This window comes from Solimicrobium silvestre, from assembly GCF_002976435.1.
Taxonomy (GTDB): Bacteria; Pseudomonadota; Gammaproteobacteria; order Burkholderiales; family Burkholderiaceae_D; genus Solimicrobium; species Solimicrobium silvestre.
In genome coordinates, this window is sequence record NZ_PUGF01000035.1 from 1 (window position 1) to 20,247 (window position 20,247).

21 protein-coding genes, 1 tRNA gene and 1 pseudogene are annotated in these 20,247 nt (G+C 45.1%); 11 read left to right on the forward strand and 12 right to left on the reverse strand.

The window, feature by feature from the left end:
• Positions 1-160: 160 nt before the first annotated feature.
• Positions 161-706 (reverse strand): c-type cytochrome, encoded by a 546-nt coding sequence (locus S2091_RS22295; protein ID WP_105534186.1) that lies wholly within the window; start codon positions 704-706, stop codon positions 161-163.
• Positions 707-1,021: 315 nt separating this feature from the next.
• Between S2091_RS22295 and S2091_RS22300 the strand changes: the two genes are divergently transcribed.
• The 5 genes from S2091_RS22300 (at position 1,022) to S2091_RS22320 (ending at position 4,118) form a co-directional block, all read left to right on the forward strand.
• Positions 1,022-1,096: transfer RNA gene (locus S2091_RS22300), tRNA-Arg, on the forward strand.
• A 425-nt stretch (positions 1,097-1,521) separates the two neighbouring features.
• Complete coding sequence (locus S2091_RS22305) at positions 1,522-2,175, forward strand: tetratricopeptide repeat protein (RefSeq protein ID WP_105534187.1); 654 nt, start codon at positions 1,522-1,524, stop codon at positions 2,173-2,175.
• A gap of 69 nt (positions 2,176-2,244) precedes the next feature.
• Positions 2,245-2,844, forward strand: coding sequence for an RDD family protein (locus S2091_RS22310; protein ID WP_165795072.1), 600 nt, complete (start codon positions 2,245-2,247; stop codon positions 2,842-2,844).
• A gap of 87 nt (positions 2,845-2,931) precedes the next feature.
• Complete coding sequence (locus tag S2091_RS22315; RefSeq protein ID WP_105534189.1) at positions 2,932-3,432, forward strand: hypothetical protein; 501 nt, start codon at positions 2,932-2,934, stop codon at positions 3,430-3,432.
• An 86-nt stretch (positions 3,433-3,518) separates the two neighbouring features.
• The gene (locus S2091_RS22320; RefSeq protein WP_105534190.1) at positions 3,519-4,118 is read left to right on the forward strand and encodes a hypothetical protein; all 600 of its coding nucleotides are present in this window, start codon (positions 3,519-3,521) and stop codon (positions 4,116-4,118) included.
• A 303-nt stretch (positions 4,119-4,421) separates the two neighbouring features.
• On the opposite strand, the gene S2091_RS22325 is transcribed toward S2091_RS22320, so the two are convergent.
• The 7 genes and pseudogenes from S2091_RS22325 to S2091_RS22355 form a co-directional block, all read right to left on the reverse strand.
• A complete protein-coding gene (locus S2091_RS22325) occupies positions 4,422-4,724 on the reverse strand; it encodes a hypothetical protein (protein ID WP_105534191.1) in 303 nt (100 codons plus the stop codon).
• A 241-nt stretch (positions 4,725-4,965) separates the two neighbouring features.
• Entirely contained in the window at positions 4,966-5,178 is a 213-nt protein-coding gene (locus S2091_RS22330) for a hypothetical protein (RefSeq protein ID WP_105534192.1), read from the reverse strand.
• A gap of 37 nt (positions 5,179-5,215) precedes the next feature.
• Positions 5,216-6,877 (reverse strand): outer membrane beta-barrel protein, encoded by a 1,662-nt coding sequence (locus tag S2091_RS22335; RefSeq protein ID WP_105534193.1) that lies wholly within the window; start codon positions 6,875-6,877, stop codon positions 5,216-5,218.
• Positions 6,878-7,276: 399 nt separating this feature from the next.
• Positions 7,277-8,727, reverse strand: a pseudogene (locus tag S2091_RS24830) (pyridoxal phosphate-dependent decarboxylase family protein).
• 63 nt (positions 8,728-8,790) lie between these two features.
• Positions 8,791-9,456 (reverse strand): SPOR domain-containing protein, encoded by a 666-nt coding sequence (locus S2091_RS22345; protein WP_105534194.1) that lies wholly within the window; start codon positions 9,454-9,456, stop codon positions 8,791-8,793.
• On the reverse strand, positions 9,450-10,211 hold the full coding sequence (locus S2091_RS22350; RefSeq protein WP_105534195.1) for a type III pantothenate kinase: 762 nt from the start codon (positions 10,209-10,211) through the stop codon (positions 9,450-9,452). Before S2091_RS22350 ends, S2091_RS22345 begins: the two co-directional genes overlap by 7 nt.
• 12 nt (positions 10,212-10,223) lie before the next feature.
• Positions 10,224-11,015 (reverse strand): biotin--[acetyl-CoA-carboxylase] ligase, encoded by a 792-nt coding sequence (locus S2091_RS22355; RefSeq protein ID WP_105534223.1) that lies wholly within the window; start codon positions 11,013-11,015, stop codon positions 10,224-10,226.
• 160 nt (positions 11,016-11,175) lie between these two features.
• Between S2091_RS22355 and S2091_RS22360 the strand changes: the two genes are divergently transcribed.
• Positions 11,176-12,393, forward strand: coding sequence for a DUF2252 domain-containing protein (locus tag S2091_RS22360; RefSeq protein ID WP_105534196.1), 1,218 nt, complete (start codon positions 11,176-11,178; stop codon positions 12,391-12,393).
• A 76-nt stretch (positions 12,394-12,469) separates the two neighbouring features.
• Here the strand turns inward: S2091_RS22360 and S2091_RS22365 are convergent, their stop codons facing one another.
• Both S2091_RS22365 and S2091_RS22370 read right to left on the reverse strand, forming a co-directional pair.
• On the reverse strand, positions 12,470-13,249 hold the full coding sequence (locus S2091_RS22365; RefSeq protein ID WP_105534197.1) for an anti-sigma factor family protein: 780 nt from the start codon (positions 13,247-13,249) through the stop codon (positions 12,470-12,472).
• Positions 13,239-13,814, reverse strand: coding sequence for a sigma-70 family RNA polymerase sigma factor (locus S2091_RS22370; protein WP_105534198.1), 576 nt, complete (start codon positions 13,812-13,814; stop codon positions 13,239-13,241). Before S2091_RS22370 ends, S2091_RS22365 begins: the two co-directional genes overlap by 11 nt.
• A gap of 169 nt (positions 13,815-13,983) precedes the next feature.
• Between S2091_RS22370 and S2091_RS22375 the strand changes: the two genes are divergently transcribed.
• The 3 genes from S2091_RS22375 to S2091_RS22385 are packed head-to-tail and all read left to right on the forward strand — an operon-like array spanning position 13,984 to position 15,682.
• Complete coding sequence (locus tag S2091_RS22375; RefSeq protein WP_243405532.1) at positions 13,984-14,361, forward strand: c-type cytochrome; 378 nt, start codon at positions 13,984-13,986, stop codon at positions 14,359-14,361.
• Between the two features lie 43 nt (positions 14,362-14,404).
• Positions 14,405-15,289: a metallophosphoesterase family protein gene (locus S2091_RS22380; protein WP_423828255.1), complete on the forward strand. Its 885-nt coding sequence runs from the start codon at positions 14,405-14,407 to the stop codon at positions 15,287-15,289.
• A 3-nt stretch (positions 15,290-15,292) separates the two neighbouring features.
• Complete coding sequence (locus tag S2091_RS22385; RefSeq protein WP_105534200.1) at positions 15,293-15,682, forward strand: cupredoxin domain-containing protein; 390 nt, start codon at positions 15,293-15,295, stop codon at positions 15,680-15,682.
• Between the two features lie 10 nt (positions 15,683-15,692).
• On the opposite strand, the gene S2091_RS22390 is transcribed toward S2091_RS22385, so the two are convergent.
• Positions 15,693-16,118, reverse strand: coding sequence for a type 2 periplasmic-binding domain-containing protein (locus S2091_RS22390; RefSeq protein ID WP_105534201.1), 426 nt, complete (start codon positions 16,116-16,118; stop codon positions 15,693-15,695).
• A gap of 242 nt (positions 16,119-16,360) precedes the next feature.
• Between S2091_RS22390 and S2091_RS22395 the strand changes: the two genes are divergently transcribed.
• Entirely contained in the window at positions 16,361-17,548 is a 1,188-nt protein-coding gene (locus S2091_RS22395; RefSeq protein ID WP_105534202.1) for a porin, read from the forward strand.
• A 438-nt stretch (positions 17,549-17,986) separates the two neighbouring features.
• On the opposite strand, the gene S2091_RS22400 is transcribed toward S2091_RS22395, so the two are convergent.
• Complete coding sequence (locus tag S2091_RS22400; protein ID WP_105534203.1) at positions 17,987-18,565, reverse strand: BON domain-containing protein; 579 nt, start codon at positions 18,563-18,565, stop codon at positions 17,987-17,989.
• A 516-nt stretch (positions 18,566-19,081) separates the two neighbouring features.
• On the opposite strand from S2091_RS22400, the gene S2091_RS22405 reads away from it, so the two are divergent.
• Positions 19,082-20,149: an OmpA family protein gene (locus tag S2091_RS22405; RefSeq protein WP_105534204.1), complete on the forward strand. Its 1,068-nt coding sequence runs from the start codon at positions 19,082-19,084 to the stop codon at positions 20,147-20,149.
• The last annotated feature ends 98 nt before the right edge of the window (positions 20,150-20,247 follow it).

Genomic DNA, 20,247 nt, shown 5'->3' on the forward strand with positions numbered 1-20,247 from the left:
CGGCTTTATAACCCGTTGAACCTTCCTGATACCGTTTAACAACGGCTAGTTTGAATTGCTTTGAATACTTACTCATGAAAACACCCCAAAAGTTTGGACGGATGTCCAACTTTTGGGGTGCAGTTCAAATGATCGGCTTTTTTATTCACTTCAGAATTAATTACTTAGCAGCGGCAGTTTCAGCTGCAGGCGCTGGAGCAGGAACTTCAGGCTCTTTAAAACTAGCACCGCTATGATTTGCCATGTACACCACGGCACGCGCCACTTCAACATCATCCAGATCAGCATTACCACCTCTGGCTGGCATCGCATTCAAACCATGTAAAGCATAGCCAACCACTTTGTCGTAACCTTCTTTAAGGCGTGGCGCCCAAGCAGCCAAATCACCAAATTTAGGCGCGCCAGCAACACCAGCACCATGACATGCGACACAGGTGGTTTTGTAAATTTCTTCGCCAGACAGCAATTGTTTAGGCGCGCTAGCATCTTTAAATGTGTAGCCTACATCCGACACTGGCTGAATACGCGCCGCAATTGCTTCAGGTGTCTGTGCACTGGAACCGGCGTTAGGCAAATTACCGGAAGTCACAAATTGCACCAACATAACAATACAAATAATTGGTACGAGAATGGCCGCTAAGACAGCAACGACAAGTTGTTTTGGGGTTTTTATTGCTGATTCGTGCTGATCGTGTGCATCACTCATAATTTCCTCAATACCCTATTTTTGGTGTCTGGTAGCTTGTTTTTTTATACGGCTAAATTAAATAAAACCGTGCTTCTTAATCACTCTTAGTGCCTCGCGAACCCCAGATTATAGAACTAAAGTGCACTGTTTGGAACTGGAAATAGTACGTCAAACCTATAAAATACAGTTTTACAGAGCAACATTTGACACACTTTGACCGGTTTCGTCCGACAATCAGATAAAATATCAGCTGCATAGTCAGTCAGCCCGCATTTTGGCTTATAATTCGCGCCTGCTGTACATCGGTTAGTTATTCAAATTAACGCCAACCCTGCGACCGTCTTCCAACGGATAGGATACGAGCCTCCGAAGCTCGCAATACAGGTTCGATTCCTGTCGGTCGCACCAATAAAATCAATGACTTACGTTGATAAATTTAGCAAGTCTTTACAGCATCCAACAATCTTAAGATTCATGTCGCGGCTGTGTAACCCGATTTGCGAAATTCACCATTAAAAACAATTGCGCCAGTTTCCGCTATTTGCTTGCCAATCTATCTCAGCCATTGCCTCCGCTATGTGTGTCGTAAATCTCTGCCTTCGACTGCCCTAAATTGCGCATAGACAAAATTTCAAGATAAATATATCCTCCGTATTGATTCAAATAGGCAACTTTAAGTAATTTTGAATTTGAATGATTTCAATGCGAGGTAAGAAGTCGTTTGGGTTGTATAGCTGACTGCCTGTTTCAGCACATTGCGGTCGGTCATCCAATAGCGTGATTTAACGTAAGCGTGCTTTTCAACTTTACGAAAAATTTATTGAGTCGGACAAATGAAAAAAATTATATTGGCAATAATTCTCTGTCTTAGTGGAATTACGTGGTCGTATGGGAATAATAATTTGATTGATATGACTAACAAAGAGAATATTGATCTGTTTAATCAGCACTACAAATTGGGAAGTGAATATCTCAATGGAAACGTAAAACTTGGTGATTATGATGGCAAAGAAATCCGGGAAAAAAATCGGGTAGATAATCTGAAAAAAGCAATACACGAATTCGATCAGTGTTTAGAAATAAAGCCTGATCATTGGCAAAGCATTTTCTTTAAGGCGCTTGCTTTCCAAGCATTAGGGAATCATACGGCCTCGCTAAGTTTGATGGAGCAGGGCATTAAGTTACAGCCCCAAAATTATGTGCTCTATAAGGAAGCTTCTTTAGAGGCGATACATAATCATGACATAAGCAAAGCCTTAAACTATTCTAAGATGGCGACAGAGGTGAGGAAAGATGACCCGCAACTACTTGGTAATTACGCTATGAATTTGCTAATTTCGGGCCAAGATAAGGAGTCGCAGCAAACTATAAAATATGCATTAAGCGTCGCCCCTGATGATCGATTTAATCAAAAATTACAAAATATTATTAAGAATGTGGTTTCTGGGAAAAGATCTAGGCCCACGGTTGAAAATGTATTTAATTAGTGATTGGCCCATTGCGGCGCACATGGCGGACTAATGTGCGGTTCAACAATTTTTATTTGAGGTATTGAGTTGAACGAAGAAAATTTAGAATACTCTGGATTCTGGCGGCGAGCGGTTGCGCATGGGATAGACGCACTGTTTTGCGTACTGTTTTTTTGGATAACTGATGCATTGAATGGAGGACACAAAGAATTGGCGGTAGCTATAGCAGTGCTGCAAGGCTCGACATTTTATCTGTACACATTTTACTGCCACGCCAAATTTGGCAAAACTATTGGCAAACGCATCATGGGATTGAAAGTTTTAAATATTGAAGGAAGCCCGATCAGCTTCCTTCAAAGCTTCAAAAGAAATATTCCATTATTCATCGAAAGCCTACCTTGGATCATCTCAACTTACTTTGTAATCAGTAATATCCCAGCGGATCAATTTCATAACCTTTTTCTCCAACCTAAAGCGTACCGGCAATTGGAAGATTCCATGAGGCCGATTTGGTATTTCCCGGTTCAAATGGTGATGGCTGTATTTGTGGCGGCGGATATTATTACAATGCTTATATCCAGAAAGAGACAGACATTGCATGACATGATCGGGGGAACAATCGTTGTGCATCAGGATGAACTAGGCCGTGCTGCGCATGTTGACGAAAATCCACAACGGATCACATGACTTCATCTAAGTGCCATATCGGACAAGATCCGGCACATTGCAGTCAATGCCACACCCCTCGAATCTGAAAAAGTTATTCATTAAAATATGCCAACAAAAATCGAACATCGCAGGCACGGAAGACGGCGGTTCTGCGTCACGCTAGACAATCGATATGAATTTTATTCTTGGCCGGAAGATATTAACGTTAAATGTCCAAACTGTGGATCGCCTATTTTATTCAATGCAGTTGTTCCAGATCAATATGTAAAAGATGAGAAATCTGGCGGTTACTTGCTGGTTCCCCAGTCCGTCGCAACTAAAATTCGAGGGCGTGGCGCTTGTACAAAGTGTAGTCGTCAGTTTGATCGAATCTCATGGCCGGAGGACGCCCATTTCAAATTTGAATCAGGTGGTGGGATCGTTTGGGCTTGGAATAAAGAATTTTTGCAAGTGCTGCGAGCTCGTGTAATAGGAGATCGCGTAACTGAACGGCAGCTTTGTATGAAAAATGGTTTATTTCATTATTTCCTGACTCGACTTCCCAAATATATAGTTGTTAAAAGACACCGGGCAGGAATTTTGCGTAAACTAGATGAATTGACTTAGTGATTTGGTATCTTCATTACAGAAAAAATGTGCGTGACTAAAATGGGCACTATGCAGTTATATAATGAAAAGGTACATATTTAGAAATGATTAAAATTTTTCACACTTTAATTCTTTTCCTGTTATCGATGCCTGCATTTTCACAATTTAAAGATCCATGTCCGACATTGCCAGTTCAATCTGGAATTTCGATGATTTACTTTAGAGGGCCAGACTTTGATATTTGCCAAGCAATGGATGGCGATCATCAATTTTTTAGTATTTATTTAGGTTCGGCTCCAGATTTTCACCAAGTTATTAATCACTTTATTGGCAAAGCAAAAGTCGGTAATTTTGATGGAAATTGGTATTCAAAAGATACGGACGATTACTTTTCGCAGATTGCCAAAGAAACGCTCATCGATATTTCCCACTCACCTGAAGATTTGAAAATAGAACATTTTGTAGGTCGATTAGAGTTTGAGCCGCCTCCACCTCCCAAACGCGCTCCATTTGCGCATATTTGGATTAATGATTTGAACTCAGCAGATTTGAAAAAAGCTGAATTTATCTTGGAGCGGATTGAATTTAAAGGTAGTCGTGAGTTAACGTGTACCTCATTTTTATTTTCAACTTGTATATATCAAAACTCATTCCCAGAGCTATTAAAATTGGAATATCTTTTGCATCCAATAACTGCAATGTAGAGCCGCCTATGCCCGCTTAGCACGATGGAGACATTCGCCTTTCTTTCCAACCAATCAGGCAACTAATTGTTTACCGCCATTCACACATCCTAAAAAAACAAACACTGTTTCGATAATCAGGAGTTATAAAATTGGTTGTTCGCCGAAGTATGACTAATGTTTAGCAATTAAAGATATTCGTGAAACAGCAACGTTCAGCACTAAGGCCGATACGCTAGATTGAGCGTATCGATCGTGCAGCCCCACACCGGCAGCATTAACGCTGCCAGCGTGGTTGCAATTAATTTTCCGACGAATTGCTATTTACATCTTCATGTTGGATTTATTGGCATCAATCAGTTCATCCAGCGTTTTTTTGGCATCGATGATCTTCTCATCAATTAACTGAAGTCTGTCTGCCGCATGCCTGAATCCTGCTTCGGATAATATGCGCGAAAGCCGTTCATTACTGTAGTCAGCGAAATCAAGTTTTTCGAGTAACTCAAAAATGGCAGACAAGTCGCTGACGATATCATGGGCCAGTGTATAGGCATCAACCGTATCGATTGCATGGGAAGTGATGAATTGAGCCTGCTTTTGAGTTTGGCTCTGATCGGTGCTAGTCATGGTGCGCTCCTTAGTCTGCGATTTAACTACTCACCCGCTATGAAACGGGTGGGCGGCAAATAACGGGTTAAGAGACTGGAGAACCTAGGTAAAGCCAGCAGGCCGAAGCCTCCCGCTACCGCCGCCCAAAGAAGGCGCGCGACAGCAAACGCACAAAAAAAACGGCTTGCGCCGTCTGTACGCCCGGATTCCAGTCAGGCTGTCAAACCTGATCCCCTCTTTTTCAGGGATGTTTTAAGTATCAGTTAATGCGGCGTGTAGCGTCAAGCATTTTTGAAATGGTGACTATTAAATTTTCATTTTTAAGAAGCGGAGTAATTGACTTAAGGATAGTTATTCTGCTACCCAAGTACTCCCTTTTAATCATTGATACAAATAAAAATACCGTCATTTGGCTTGACGGTATTTTTATATAGAACGTGTTTTTAAACGCAAATAAAATCTCTTCTGCCATACAACTATCCCCGTGGTTGACCCACGGGGATTGAACATTACCAGTGGAAAATTATGTCGCCAGAAAGAATCGTTTCCGATTTCTTGTCAGGAGAGATTCCACGATTCGAGTTTCCGTTGAACGCAGGAAGATCAGCATGGTAGTAAGCAATTTCAGGGCGCAATTCGATCTGTGGAGACAACCAGTGCTGCCAACCTATGGCTAAGTTTTTATACGTGGTTGCTACGCCGGTACGCTGACCCTGCTCATCCTTGTAGATTTCAGGGCGAATCGAGAAATTATTCAATGGATCTGGAGAATAGTTCAAGTAAGCCGTGGAACCAATTGAATAGGCTGTACACGTCAAAACATTTGCGTTTGAGCAAAATGCCATACCTGGTGCGTTGAATGGCATGACATTCGGTGAGAATGGTGTACCAGTGCCGGTATTAACAATATTTGTCTGAACATAAGCGTTATTCAGATTAGGAACGTCTTTTTGGTGCTCTTCATACAATTCCCAAGAGAGGTGCCAATGATCATTAAACGCGTGATAAGCAGTTACGCCATACCATTGAAGATTGTTGTATCCCCATTCACCATTGTTAATTCCGTTCGCGCAAGCATTTACATTAGATTTGCCATCATCGGAATTATAGCGAGCACATAATGTGCCAGCAGGTCTTGCACCCGGATCTACTTTGAAGGTCGAGTTTGGATACAACGCATTCGGATTCGTATTAGGCTCTGTCTGCCACGCATGATTAAACGTAGCTTCTGTACCAATAGTAATCCCAGCTTGCAAAATCAGATTTTTGTTTGCTTGCAAAGAAGCAAGAATACCTTCATTTGTATAGTTATCAAACGTATATGTCATCGAATGCGAGTACATATAATTGTTTGGAGCAAGTTGCGCTTCGATGTCTGGCACAGAAATATAACGACCAACGCGAATGTTCAGGCCGTTACCCACAAATGGGGTATACCAGTCCGCATATAACATCGGCAAATCCCAACCATTGGCCGCGTTCTTGTTCAATAGCTGATAGCTGCCTAAACCATAGGAAGTGGTGTAGCGGTAATCGGAACCATAAATGGCCGAAACCCGGAAGCCCCAATCATTGTGGTCTTTCTGCACCATATCTGGCACACGCTCGAAATACTCAACAATCTGGTTCAAATCCAAGGCATTCGGGTTGTAGTCATAGGCCGCCGGAGCATTACCACCATGCACTTTGCTGGTGCTGAGGTTCGCGCCAACGTCAATCCAACCGTAAGTCTGAATATTGTTGTCCGCCATCCACTTACCAAAACTGGTATTTGCCAAACCGACCATGAGCGGGCTGTCAGTTGCATTAGGTGTCGAAGCACCCAAAGGTGACGTGCCACCATAAGGCCACTCAGTAAATGGCATAGGCGGGGCAGTTTGCGCTGCGGGCGTCTGATCATCACGGCGTGATGGTGGTGCCTTTGGATCAACCGGCGCGCCATCATGACCATGTTCCAATGAATAGTAATTCGCCATGCGTTCCCAAACGCCCGTTCCTAGATAGCTATCCAGGCATGAAAAATCCTTGTACGGATCACAAGCCGCACTCGGCTTGACAGCGGCTTCGCTTGAACCTGTATCGCCTGCATAGGCAATCGGCGTTCCCACTACACCAGCGAATGCCAGGGCCATTAATAGACGGCCATTTACTCGACTATTACAACTAGACATATATAAGACTTTCTACAAATAGTTACTATTTGAGTGCTAATAACGTGCCATCTCACGATGGGGAATGGCACTAACGCACTACGTTTATTTTCAAGATTAATTGTTGTTCATTATTTCGGCAAAAAATAAGCTGCCGCCTGAATAAGTCTTCACCAGCGAGGCTTATTACAGTTTAGCGAGTGTAGCAAGAGAGGTATAAAGAACTTGCGAAAAGAGCGGGAAGGGATATAAAAAAGCTGTAAACATTGTTGCTATTAGGGGCTAAATACGCTTAGAAAATTAATATTTATACAAATAATGGATTACGTTTAATTTTGTTGCGACTTTAAAAAATTAAACAAAATAAGCTTGAATTGGGAGTTCAAGCTTATTTTCGATTCCTGTTGGTCACGCCAATCGTTACTTCACACTCTTCGCACGTAAAACCCGCTCCACCGCTGCAACTGCGCGAGCGACATCTTTCGCACTGGTTTGCCAGTTACACACCGACACCCGCATACAACGCTTACCACGCCAAGTCGTGTTGCTAAACAGCGCCTCGCCACTTGCCACCACAGCACTGGTCACCGCATCAGTCCAGCGATCATGATCGCTTTCTGTAGCTTCAGGACTAAGATCGAGGAAGCGAACCAACCCCTGATTAATTTGCGGTTCCCACATCAACTGCGCACCGGGTAGTGCGGCGATACCGGTCACCAACGCATGTGCGGCTTCGCAGCTAGAGTCGATCAACGCAGCAACACCTTGGCGGCCAAGTTGACGTAGCGCGGCATAAGTCGCAACACCGCGCCCGCGCCGTGACCATTCTGCATTCCAGTCTTTTTGTTCGCGTACCAGATCGTTATGTGAAATGTAGCTTGCCTCGTAAGACATGGCATTGCGATGTGCTTCTGGATGGGCGACGAAAGCAAAGCCGCTGTCATAGGGTACGTTCAGCCATTTGTGTCCATCGGTCGACCATGAATCCGCATGTTCGACACCTTTCAGCAAATGCCGATGGCGCGCGCTGGCGTTTGCCCACAGGCCGAATGCGCCGTCGACATGCACCCATGCGCGTAGCGATGTGCCAGCGGAATTAACTCGGCAAAACTGTCATACGCGCCGATGTTGAGATCGCCCGCTTGCAGCAACACTATCGTCAGCGTGTCGGGTGTATCTTGCAAAGCCTTTTCAAGGGTTGCCGCTTCCAGCTGACCTGCCTGATTAACCGGCAAACCCGTCACCGCACCGGTTCCCAAACCCAGCAAGCGCGTTGCACGTGTAATGCTGCCGTGGAATTGGTCACTGCTCAAGATTCGGATTTTCGGTGCGCCGAACAGGCCATCTCGTTCAACCTGCCAGTTACGGCGTGCCAGCAAGGCATTACGCGCTGCCGCCAGCGCAGTAACGTGCGCCATCTGGCAGCCGCTGGTCAGTGCAAAACTGGCGTGACTCGGCAAACCGAGCAGATCTTTTAACCACGCGCCGCACACTTCTTCAATCACGGCTTCGGCTGGTCCGCAGGCATACGAGGCGGCATTTTGATCCCAGGCGCTGGTCAACCAATCTGCCGCAAGTGCAGCAGGCAGCGAACCACCAATCACCCAACCAAAGAAGCGTCCACCGGCACTGCCCATGATGCCGCCCGCCGTATCGGCAACCAGCTCATCAATTACCTGCTCTGCTGGCATGGCTTCGTTATGAAGCGGTTTAGCCAGCCGATCGCGCAACGTTTCCAGACTTGCGCTGGCTCCAACCGGGCTATGTTCCAGATTATCCAAATGCGCCAACGAGTGGCTCAGTGCGCGTTCCAGTACTAGACGAAAAGAAGATGTGTCGCTCATACATTTCTGCCGGTTAGTGATGATCATCAGGGTGATTGCTGTCGTGGAACTTCTTTACCAAGCCGAGCGCCAATCTCAGCCTCTAAAACATCATTTACATACATGCAAATCTTGCTCAGGGAAGTCAGTTTTCAGGTTATCCAAATCCGATCTTTCCGAGCCGCTCACATTTTTAAACACGTAATTAAACTTATTCGTCGCTACCGTGCGCGCACCGATTTTTGCGCTGTGTACGCCTTTGGCAACTAAGGTCGCCATCAATTGTTTGGCCGCATCTTCGCTTTTAAACACTCCCAAAGAAATTCCCCAGCGCATAGCCGATTGATCTGAAATGATGAAGAAATCATGCACGCCTAAATGGGTCAGCTCCAAGGCCTTTTTATCGGCCGCTTCTTTGTTGGCTAACGGTGGAATAAATACGATGTGGGTTGCTACATCTTGCACGTTTTGGCGCGCTTGGCGATTACCAAACGGTATCGCTTTTAATTTGGCTTCGACCTGATTTAAATCCGTGGTGAGGAATGAACCCCATTCCAAACAAGCGAACGTTTCAGACTTGGTTGGCTCAACAACATCGGGGATGACTGGCGCAGTCGCCATTTCAGCGGAAATAAGCTTTAAGTGATCGCCATTTTGTTGTTGTAACAGCCGTTGCGGCTGGTGTGCTTCAAAAATTGGGCTAGCAAAATAGCCACGCCCCAATGCAAACAACAAGGCATTTGCGATGAGTAGGCAGATAAAAATAAATTTCAGCATGAAGCAATCACCTGCAATCCAATAAGAACCAAATTATCAACCGACCTGTGTGGGATACCCAAACTAGGAATAATGTATTTTGCTGCACCGCCCGACACAATACAAAGGGGCGGCATCGCCGTATTTAAATCCGGCATTGCAGAAAAGTTTCGCACTGCAAGCTCAATCGCACCGGCTTGCGCCGCCAGACATCCACTCACAATCGCGGCTTCGGTGTAGTTGGCGAAGTGCGCTGTCATACTCGCACTCGCTAATACACTGGGAAGCTGTGCGGTATTTTGCGCCAGTGATTGTGCCATCAATTTCAGTCCCGGTGCAATCATGCCGCCAATAAAAATACCTTCCGCAGTCACTGCATCGATCGTCGTCGCAGTACCACAGGTGGCGACAATGAATGCCTGATCAGGAAACAAGGCGTGCGCGGCAATCGCTGTAGCAAAGCGATCACAACCAAGTTGGGTCGGATCACGATATTGATTTTTTATTCCTGCACATGCCGCTTGTGAAACTAGCCATTCCACCGGAATATTTTGCCGTTGCAATGACTCTGCCAATTGCGTGCGTAGCGCACTGCCAGCCACATTGGACACAACCGCACGCTGCACAACAAAGCCACTCCAAGGCGTTGCTTCGTCGGCAAATTCTTGATGGCTAATTGAGCCAAACTGAGCCCACTCACCCAACTGCGGCGCTTGATTAGTATCGACTAATGCCCACTTGATTCGCGTATTACCAGCATCAATTAATAACAGCATGTGATCCTCACTTTAAATTGGTCGCAACGACACATCACCAGCCATGATTGAGCAAACTACGCCGCGCTGATCTTGTAATAATAAACAACCAGAGGCATCCACACCAAGAGCCACGCCTTGCTGGGTAATTTGACCTTGGTCGAGTATGGACACATGCTGCCCAGCATAAGCATGAAAAGCATTCCAGCTTGGGACGAAAGCCGAAAAACCGGAATTTGAAAACTGCTGCAAACACACTACAAGGTGATTAATTAAAATAGCTAACAGCTGATTTCTGTCCATCTGCGCCAACCACGTGGCATCGGCTACGGGCCGTCCAATTTGCTGCTCCAACTCTTCGGGCATCAACAAGTTTAAACCCACACCGATGACGGCCCAAGTCTGGTTGGAATGGTTGGCTGTTTCAATTAACACGCCGGCCAATTTCTTCCCGTCCTTAAGAATATCGTTCGGCCATTTCAATCGCACCGTCACATCCAGCGACCCTAACGCGTCCGCCAACGCCACGCCTACCGCCAAAGGTAAACCGAGCAAGGCTTGGGGAGATTGTGAAAAAGGCCATGCCAATGAAAAAGTCAGCGAGGAACCGGGCGCGCTAAGCCAACTGCGGCCTGCGCGGCCACGGCCAGCGGTTTGGGTTTCAGCCACCAAAACTAATGGGCTTGAAAACGTAGGCAAGCGTGCTAACAAATCAGCATTGGTTGAACCGGTTTGCGCCACCACTTCAATCGCCACGGACTGCGCCAATGCCGAACAATGTGCTGCTATTTTTTCTACTACTAGGGAAGGTGTATGCGTCGTCATGGCGCGCATTGTAGCTTGACGGCATTAGCAGGGGAATAGTTGGTAGATCAAATCAAGGGAAAATGTGAATTTAGCATCGTTAATTTTATAAGCTTGTTGCGAGAATGACTTAATTAGCAAATAATTACCCCCTGATTATTTTAAAGACTTGGGAGTAATGATGATAGACGTTGTCCAATGCATAGCCGACTTTAATAGTAAGCGTGATCCAGAACGCGTCGCCATGAAGTACCACAATATGCGAACCAACCCGTTCGTTTTTTTACGCGGTACTTGCCATCTTTTTTATGAACGCTTGCCTAAAAACTCCATCTTTAAATCTGCACCGCTGACTTGGAATTGCGGTGATATGCATCTGGAAAATTTTGGTAGTTACAAAGGTGATAATCGTCTCGCTTACTTTGACATGAACGATTTTGACGAAGCTGCACTCGCTCCGTTAAGTTGGGAATTAGTACGACTTCTCACCAGTATTTTAATCGGCGCAGAAAGCCTTTCTGCCAGCCAGTACGAAGCTTATGCTTTGTGTGAAACCTTGGTGGACGCCTACGCCAAAGCACTCACCACTGGCAAGTCAACTTGGGTCGAACGCGAAACTTCGCATGGCATTATTCATCAATTACTAAATGATTTACGTGACCGCCAACGTCCGGCTTATTTGGATAAACGCACAACCGCCAAAGGCCGCGGTAAAAATAAAACCCGCACCATTAATATTGATGGAAAAAAAGCGCTGGCCGCAACAGCGCAGCAGCGTGCCATTGTCACTAAAGTCATTAATGATTACGCCAGCACTCAGCCCAATCCTGAATTTTTTGAAGTCTTGGACGTCGCCCGTCGCATTGCCGGAACCGGCAGTCTGGGTGTTGATCGCTTTGTAATTTTGGTGAAAGGCAAAGGCTCGCCTGACGGTAATTATTTGCTCGATTTAAAAAATGCCATGCCGTCCACTTTAGTCAGCAATTTAAAAACCCGCCAACCAAAATGGGAAACCGAAGCACATCGCGTAGTGGATATTGAACATCGTATGCAATCCGTTTCGATGGCGTTTTTAACTGCAGTCAAAATTGGCAATGAAGGTTATATTTTACGCGCCCTGCAACCGTCGGAAGACCGCATCAGCTTGAATCGTAACCAGCACACCATGCAGGAATTACATAAAACCGTTTCCTGCCTGGCCAACATCGTCGCCAGTGCACATCTGCGCAGCACTGGCCGCGACGGCTCTGCTATTGCGGATGAATTGATTGCGTATGGCCACAAAAATAAATGGCGCAGTAAGCTACTCAAAGCTGCGCAAGAATGTGCGCAACAAGTTGAAAATGACTGGGGAGTTTATTGCACGGCTTATGATGAAGGCGCGTTTAAAGTCGGTTGATTTAAGCTTGCAAGTTGCAGATTGGATGCACATCCAATCTGCAACTTGCAAACCCAACAAAAACAGGCTTTAAGCGTTAAGGTGTTTTCGTTTCTTTGTCAATTTGAGATATCAACAACGCGCGAAAATTCGCCAGCTCCTGCGCATTCATATCGGAAATAGCTCGATACGCCATCCCAGAATGGGTCCACTCAAGTAGATGAAATCCCTGCATTGATGTATTTTTTGCAGGGGATTCATTTTGCGATTTATCCGGCCACACAAAAAGATTAATCAGATGCTTGTCGTGGCGATAAGCCAATGCGGCGACTGACCGCTGATTCACATAATCCAACCTTCCACCCAGCAGAGTAAACCCTTGGTCAACGAAATCAAAAACCGGCGGTGAATAATCGAGCTTGCCGCTAAACCAAGGCTTGACGGTATGATGATCCGACGAGGCCACGTCCGCTAAATGATTTGCCAACAGAGAGCGGTAATGACTTGCGACGATCTCCTGATCTAAACGGTCTGCCTCAGAGGGAACGGCAAGGTACAACGACATCGTCAGCGCAAAAGCAAACGAACATGCGCTTGCCACGCCAAAATTAATCCAGGCCCAAGACCACTTTCTACTACTTTTCTTACGCGGCTTCAACGCATCCAGATCGGCTTGAATCCGGTAACGCAAATGACTAGGGGCTGTGTAGTTGGTGCTGTGCGTTTTTAACGTAGAACCTAAGCGCAACAGTTCTTCATATTGACTATTACATGCCGTGCAGCTCAACAGATGTTCTGCGTACTTTGCGGCACTTGATGGATCTAACTCCTCATCAAGATACGCTGACATTAATTTTTGTGATTCATTACAGTCCATTCGAACCTCCAACACCAACCTGCTGCAAATAGTTGAGCAATAATTTCCGCCCGCGCGCCAAGCGCGACATGACTGTGCCAATTGGGATGCCAGCTACTTCAGCAATTTCTTTGTAAGACAAATTTTCAATCTCTTTTAAGATGACAATTTCTCTAAAAGTTTGCGGCAGTTTTTCCAATGCCTGATTCACGACGCGGCTAGTGTCACTATTTTCGACACTATTTTCTGGATTGCAGCCGATATCATACGGCGAACCATGTCCAGAATTTTCATGCGCACTGTGCAGCGCTTCATCGAAATTAACATCCTCATTTTCAGGCTGCTGATCGCGTAGCGAGGTGTAAAAAGTATGGCGCACAATGGTCAATAACCAAGCCCGTGCGTTACCGCCATGGAATCCACTATAGAACTTAAAGGCACGCACAAATGCCATTTGCACCAGATCTTCGGCATCGTGGTCATTGCGTGTCAGCCAACGGGCTAAGTTGTATGCCGCATCCAAGTGCGGCAAAACAATTGCCTCGAAACGGCTAGTTTCATCTACATCATTCAAATAGCTACCCATTAAATTATCTAGTCCCTAAACACGAGACTCCGTAATGCCGGAATTTATTCCCAAAAAAATAAAAATAATTATTCAGGAATATATTTTTAGCGGTTCGAGTTATCCAACATGTGTACCCGATTTTTCATCAACAGGCTTAATTACAACGTAACCATCGAAGGATTATGACATGGCACCTTATCAATACTTATCTGGCATGGCATTATTTTTTTGGGGTGTGGCTTCCACCGTGTGCGCAGCTGGAAATGCAGAACGTGGATTAGCGCTTTATCAAAGTAAATGTGTGGCCTGCCATTCAATTGACTACAACGGTGTCGGTCCCGCGCACAAGGGATTATTCAATCGAAAAGCCGGTAGCCAAACAGATTACGTCTACTCGCCAGCGGTGAAAGGATCCACGATTATCTGGAATGAACAAACATTAGATAAGTGGTTATCGAATCCTGAAAAATTAATCCCCGGCCAAAAAATGGGATTTTCCGTACCCTCAGCCAAAGAGCGCGCAGATTTAATCACCTACTTAAAAATCACCACAGAGCAAAAATAGTCGCCCGTATTCAACCTTAACGTTAATAACAATGGAGAACATCATGATCGATCGTAGAAAATTTTTAGCATTAACTGCAGCTGGCGGTGGTGCCGTATTTCTTTCTGGCTTGTACCGCCAAGCAGGGGCAACAGCTTCAACTGATGATGATTTTTATTTTGTTCAGCTATCCGATTCACATTGGGGCTTCAGTGGGCCACCGAATCCAGACGCAGCAAACACCTTGCAAAAAGCGGTTGCATCTGTGAATGCTTTGGAGGTGCCGCCCGATTTTATTGTATTCACAGGTGACTTGACGCACACAACGGATGACCCAAAAGAGCGGCGTAGGCGTATGGCTGAATTCAAAGAAATCATCGCTGGCATCAACATTAAAACCATCCACTTCATGCCGGGAGAACACGATGCGTCACTCGACAATGGCGCGGCGTTTAAAGAATATTTCGGTGCTACTCATTACACATTCGATCATAAAGGCGTGCATTTTATTGTGCTTGATAACGTCTCCGATCCCGGTGCGCGGATTGGTGATGAACAGTTGAGCTGGCTCAAAAATGATCTTGATCAACAAAAGCCGGATGCTCGTATTGTGCTCTTCACGCATCGCCCTTTATTTGACCTTGTGCCCAAGTGGGATTGGGCGACGCGCGATGGTGATAAAGCCATTGCTTTACTCATGCCCTACTCGAATGTGACCGTGTTTTATGGTCATATCCACCAAGAACATCATCACCAGACTGGGCACATTAACCATCACGCAGCACAGTCACTTATTTTCCCGTTACCCGCTCCCGGCTCACAAGAAAAGCGTACTCCGTTACCTTGGAATCCGGCCGCGCCTTATCAAGGAATCGGCTTCCGTGAAGTAGAAGCTAAAAAAGTCGAACCGCAATATCAGATTGTCGAATTCCCTGTCACCAAGGTCTAAATCATGAACCAATCAAGAAGATCAATGCTGATAGGTTCGTTTGCCAGCCTTGCCGCCCTGCTATTGGGCGGCAAGCTCAACGCGCAGGAATTGGCTGCTGCTAAGCTTCAAAAAAAAGAACGTGTGATAAAAATCACCGCAAAGAAATTTAGCTATAGCCCAAATCAAATCACGATTAAAGAAGGCGAGCATGTGGTACTGGAACTTACCTCACTCGACTTTATGCATGGGTTCAATATTCCAGACTTAACTATTCGAGCAGATTTGCTTCCGGGACAAAGTACCAAGATTCACTTAGGCGCGCTTAAGGAAGGAAAATATGAATTTTTATGCGACAATTTTTGCGGTAACGGACATGAAGAAATGAATGGCACACTCATCGTAACAACGTGACTGCCTGAGCTTAGTCAACCGACAGTAAAACCTTAACCGAAGCATCAACTGCACTTTTTTCAATATAACCAACCGCATTCAGATTAGCACTAACCAGTTTTTTCACCTCTTGAGAACCGCTGATTTCTTTCGGCGGTGTGCCCTTACCAGAAAAGACCAAACGCGACCAACCGGCTTTAATCTGCGCCTCATTTTTCCCAGTTACCTTGTCATAAAATGCATTGCGAATTGCGCTGCCAGAAGATTGATCCAGCAATAATGCCGTGCTGCCATTGGGAAATTTATCGGTCTTGCCAAGAAATAAGGAGGCGACCTGATCCGCTGACATGGCGGCAACTTCGCTCTTAGCGCCGACTACAACAGCAAATTGGGCATAGCATGACTGCATGCCCAAGACGATAATGAATAAAAATAGTGCTTTGACAAAATAACTCATGTTCAAACACTCCATCTGAATACAATAAAACTAAAAACCACCACCTCAATGACAGTAACAGGAGCAGTAACAACGCACTGTCAGATTAGTGAACTATGTGGGGTAGTTGGACTTTCCACTCTAGGATAATTATTCGATGCAAACAAGCCGTTTAAGCGTTGGCTAGCGGCCTGAGACTTTCTCATTGACAGCTGTATATATTGTTATATGCTGAAATTCGTCATGATGCTAAGGAGCGTTGCATGAAATACCATTCTTTTTTGACAAAAAACCTGATTGCGGTCAGCCTCTTAGCGTCGTCAGCATTGTCAATTCATGCTCAAGCTCAAACTACCGACGTTCCCAAAGTAGCCGCGGATAGCCCTCCGCTCATTGTCGATAGTCCCTATTCCTACTCAGGCTTTGCTTCGCTGATTGGAGGTCAATCATCCGGTCGTTGCCAGCCAACCGGAATGGCACAAGACACCACGTCATGCACGCGCTATGTCGGTGATTGGGGGCATGATGGCATTTACAATAACAACTTCAGCATTGCGCAAGAAAGCCGCATAGGTGTGCAGTTTACGGACAAGTTCACACATGACTTATCCGGCACCATACAGCTAACCGCCCGACCAATCCGAGATGAGCATCTCAACCTGGAATGGGCTTATCTCACTTACAAACCAGACTCTAGCTGGACGATTTACATTGGCCGTAAACGCCTGCCGTTGTTTTATTATTCAGATATTCAAGACATCGGCTACGCGTACAACACCATCCGCCTAGATGGCTCCATCTACGGATGGGAAGTCACCAACTACAACGGCATTAGCGTCGACTATAGTTTTAATGTGGCAGATTGGGATGTACGCGCAGAGATGCTGGTCGGCACCGAAGATGCAAAAAATAATGCGTATGAGAGATTATTCTATGCCACACCGCAAGACATCGGCTGGCATAGAATTGTGGGAATGAGCTTTGATTTTAGCCATGACTGGCTCACAGGACGGCTAGGTTATGAGCATTCGGATTACAGTCAGTTTGACGCGGTAACGGGCGCAGTACCACTGTTTACAGGCGGCTATCAAGCCAGCCAATCTTTCCTGGATGCGTCCCTCACTGCCGATCTCAACGATTGGATTTTGCACACTGAATTTGGTGACGCCCATCGTCTAGGCATAGGCGCACTCGCGCGCTTTTATTCCGTTTCCGCCGGCTACCGCATGGGCAAATTCCTGCCTACGATTCAATACGGCACCTATCGGGAAAGCACTCCTTTTGCAAATTATAACGATGGTAAATTTCAAACTGCCGTACTTGCCTTGCGCTATGATTTTGCCAAAAATATGGATTTCAAAGTTCAACTCGATCGCGCCATTGATAATGGACAGCCGCCACTACAGGGATCTGCGTATCTGGTTAGCGCCGGAATTGATATCGTTTTTTAAATTCAGGAAAGTAAGTACACAAGAAAAATCCAAACAGATTATCCATCTGTTTGGATTTTTTACATTCGAGATTATCATCTACTTCAACGAAGTTTTTCCGCCTTTATCAGATTATGCGAGAACGATTTATGATCGCTCCATGAATCCATCAAACCGCTTTATTTTCGTCATCGATTTCCAGCTGAAATCATCAATCATTGCGTTTGGCTCTACTGTCGTTTTTCTTTTTCTTTAAGTTATCCAGATATTGAATAAATGATAGCCAAACGGTTGCGTTCTTGATCAAAAAGTCCAACCAAGGAAAAAATAATATTTCAAAATGAACCTAACAGTACCGTTGATTTTAATGCTGCGATTCCATACAACTCAACGCACAATTAAAGACACTTTCGCATCATCGATTCAAAGCCAGATAAATTTCAAACGTCTACTCAATAACTACTGTTTGACATTCATGTGGTTGACAACACTCGTGACACCATCAACATCTCCAGCTACAACGACAGCACGCGCCAATTGGATGTCGTTGTCGACGAAGCCACTTAATTGAACTTCACCTTTTCTGGTCGTTACCGATACATCCAGGCTTTTCATTGTTGAATCATTGAGCAACGCTGCTTTAACCCCCGCAGTGATCACGCTATCGTCAACCTTATTCCCGATGGTCTGCTTCCCTTCTTTAATGCTCAGTTTATTGTCAATACTTTTGACACCTTCCACGGCACTCGCTACTGCGCTACCGCGATCAATTTGTGACTGATTATCAACAAAGCCACTTAGCATCACCACGCCCTTATTCACCGTGACTTTAATATCAAGACTTTTGATTTCGTCGTTCGCCAGTAACGCGGAACGAACTTTAGCGACGACTACAGAATCATCAATCTGGTTACCAATCGTGATGTGCGGGGCACTGTCGCTTGCTACTTGTGAATTATTGCAGCCAGACAATGTTGCAAGAAATACGCTCGCGATAATTGCATTCACATAGACAGTGCAATTCGGATAATTAGTCATGATTTTTCCAATAAAAATGAAATCGATTTGAAAACGGCATGACAATTTTCCCGTACTTTATGTTGTTGATCTGTGCGCTAACCAACATGCAATAAAGAAAATTTCAATGATTAATGCGATGTAAAAAACTTATTCAACACGGCTGCAAGGTAGAAATAAGAGGAGAGGTAAATCAAATTTACGCTCGACTCGTGTTGACATAAATCAGCAAAAATAAAATCGAAATAAATGAGTGCGACATAAAAACAACAAAGCCATTCTATGTGCGACAACGTACAGAGCTCATAGCTATTTACTCGTAATCTCAGCATCAACATAAAAGCAGAAGAGTCGCAGAAATAATTTCTGAAACAATCATTCTGCTCAGTGTGTGTCATTGCAATTTAACGGTGCTGAATAGGGACTAACTACGCAACATCAATTTATTCGAAGATGCTTATTACATGCAACCGCTTAAATAACATTTACAACTTTCTTTTATACGTCTTAAAAATTTTTATTAACCTAAGGTAAATCATGAATAATTTCAAACAAATTTCTCTTGCTGCGGCAATTCTTTGTTGCGCAACTTCTGGCAGCGTTTTTGCGCAAGCGGCACAACCGGCACAAGTTGTACCAATCTTTGACTACAACCCATCTTGGTATATTGCGCCAACCGTGAATGGTATGTATCCAGATACAGGCTTCGGAGTCGAACAGCATGGCGAAGGCGGTGGACTGCGTTTAGGTAAACCAATTTCAGAAAGCTGGGATATTCAATTAGGAACCAGCTATGCACGTGCCCGCAACAATGGAACGACCTATCAACAAAACTTGCTCGGGGTCGATGCTCTGTATATGTTTTCACGCGACACATTCCGTCCATTCTTGTTAGTCGGCGCAGGCGCGCAAGAAGATCGTCTTAGTTCATCTGTCGCTGGAACTTCAGGCTATGCCCCTTATGTCAATGCAGGCCTTGGATTTCAGGTTTCTCTGAATGATCAATGGTCACTACAAGCTGACTTCCGTCGTGTTCATGGTTATTTACGCGATAACGATTTTTCCATCAGTCGCAACAGCAATAATTATCTGATGGTCGGAATCAACTACGCTTTCGACAAATCGCCGACTCGACCAGTAGCGGTTGCGCCAACGCCTGAACCAGCACCAATCATTGCTGTTATAACGCCGCCTCCAGCGCCTACACCACCGCCAGCACCACGCTTTGAAAAAATTTCACTCTCTTCAACTGAGCTGTTTTCATTCGACAAATCTGATCTGAAAATGCCGCAGCCAAAACTCGATGAAATTGCCGCTGCATTAAATAAAAACACACAAGTCAATAACGTAGTAATTAGCGGTTATACAGATCGTATCGGTTCAGATAAGTATAATCAAAAGCTGTCAGAACGACGTGCGAATGCAGTGAAAGACTACCTGGTAGGTAAAGGCATTGATGCTGGCCGCCTTAGTGCTGTAGGTAAAGGCAAATCAGATCCAGTTGTTGTTTGTACTCAAACCAAACGGCCTGCTTTGATTGATTGTCTGGAGCCAAATCGCCGAGTAGAAGTTGAGCAGATCACCATCGAACAGCGTGTCAACTAATTGTAAGATGGCACAAAGTAAAACGTATTGTCTACTTTGATTTAATACTTCAGCAGCATGAAAAAAAGCATCCGGTATTTGAAACGCCGGATGCTTTT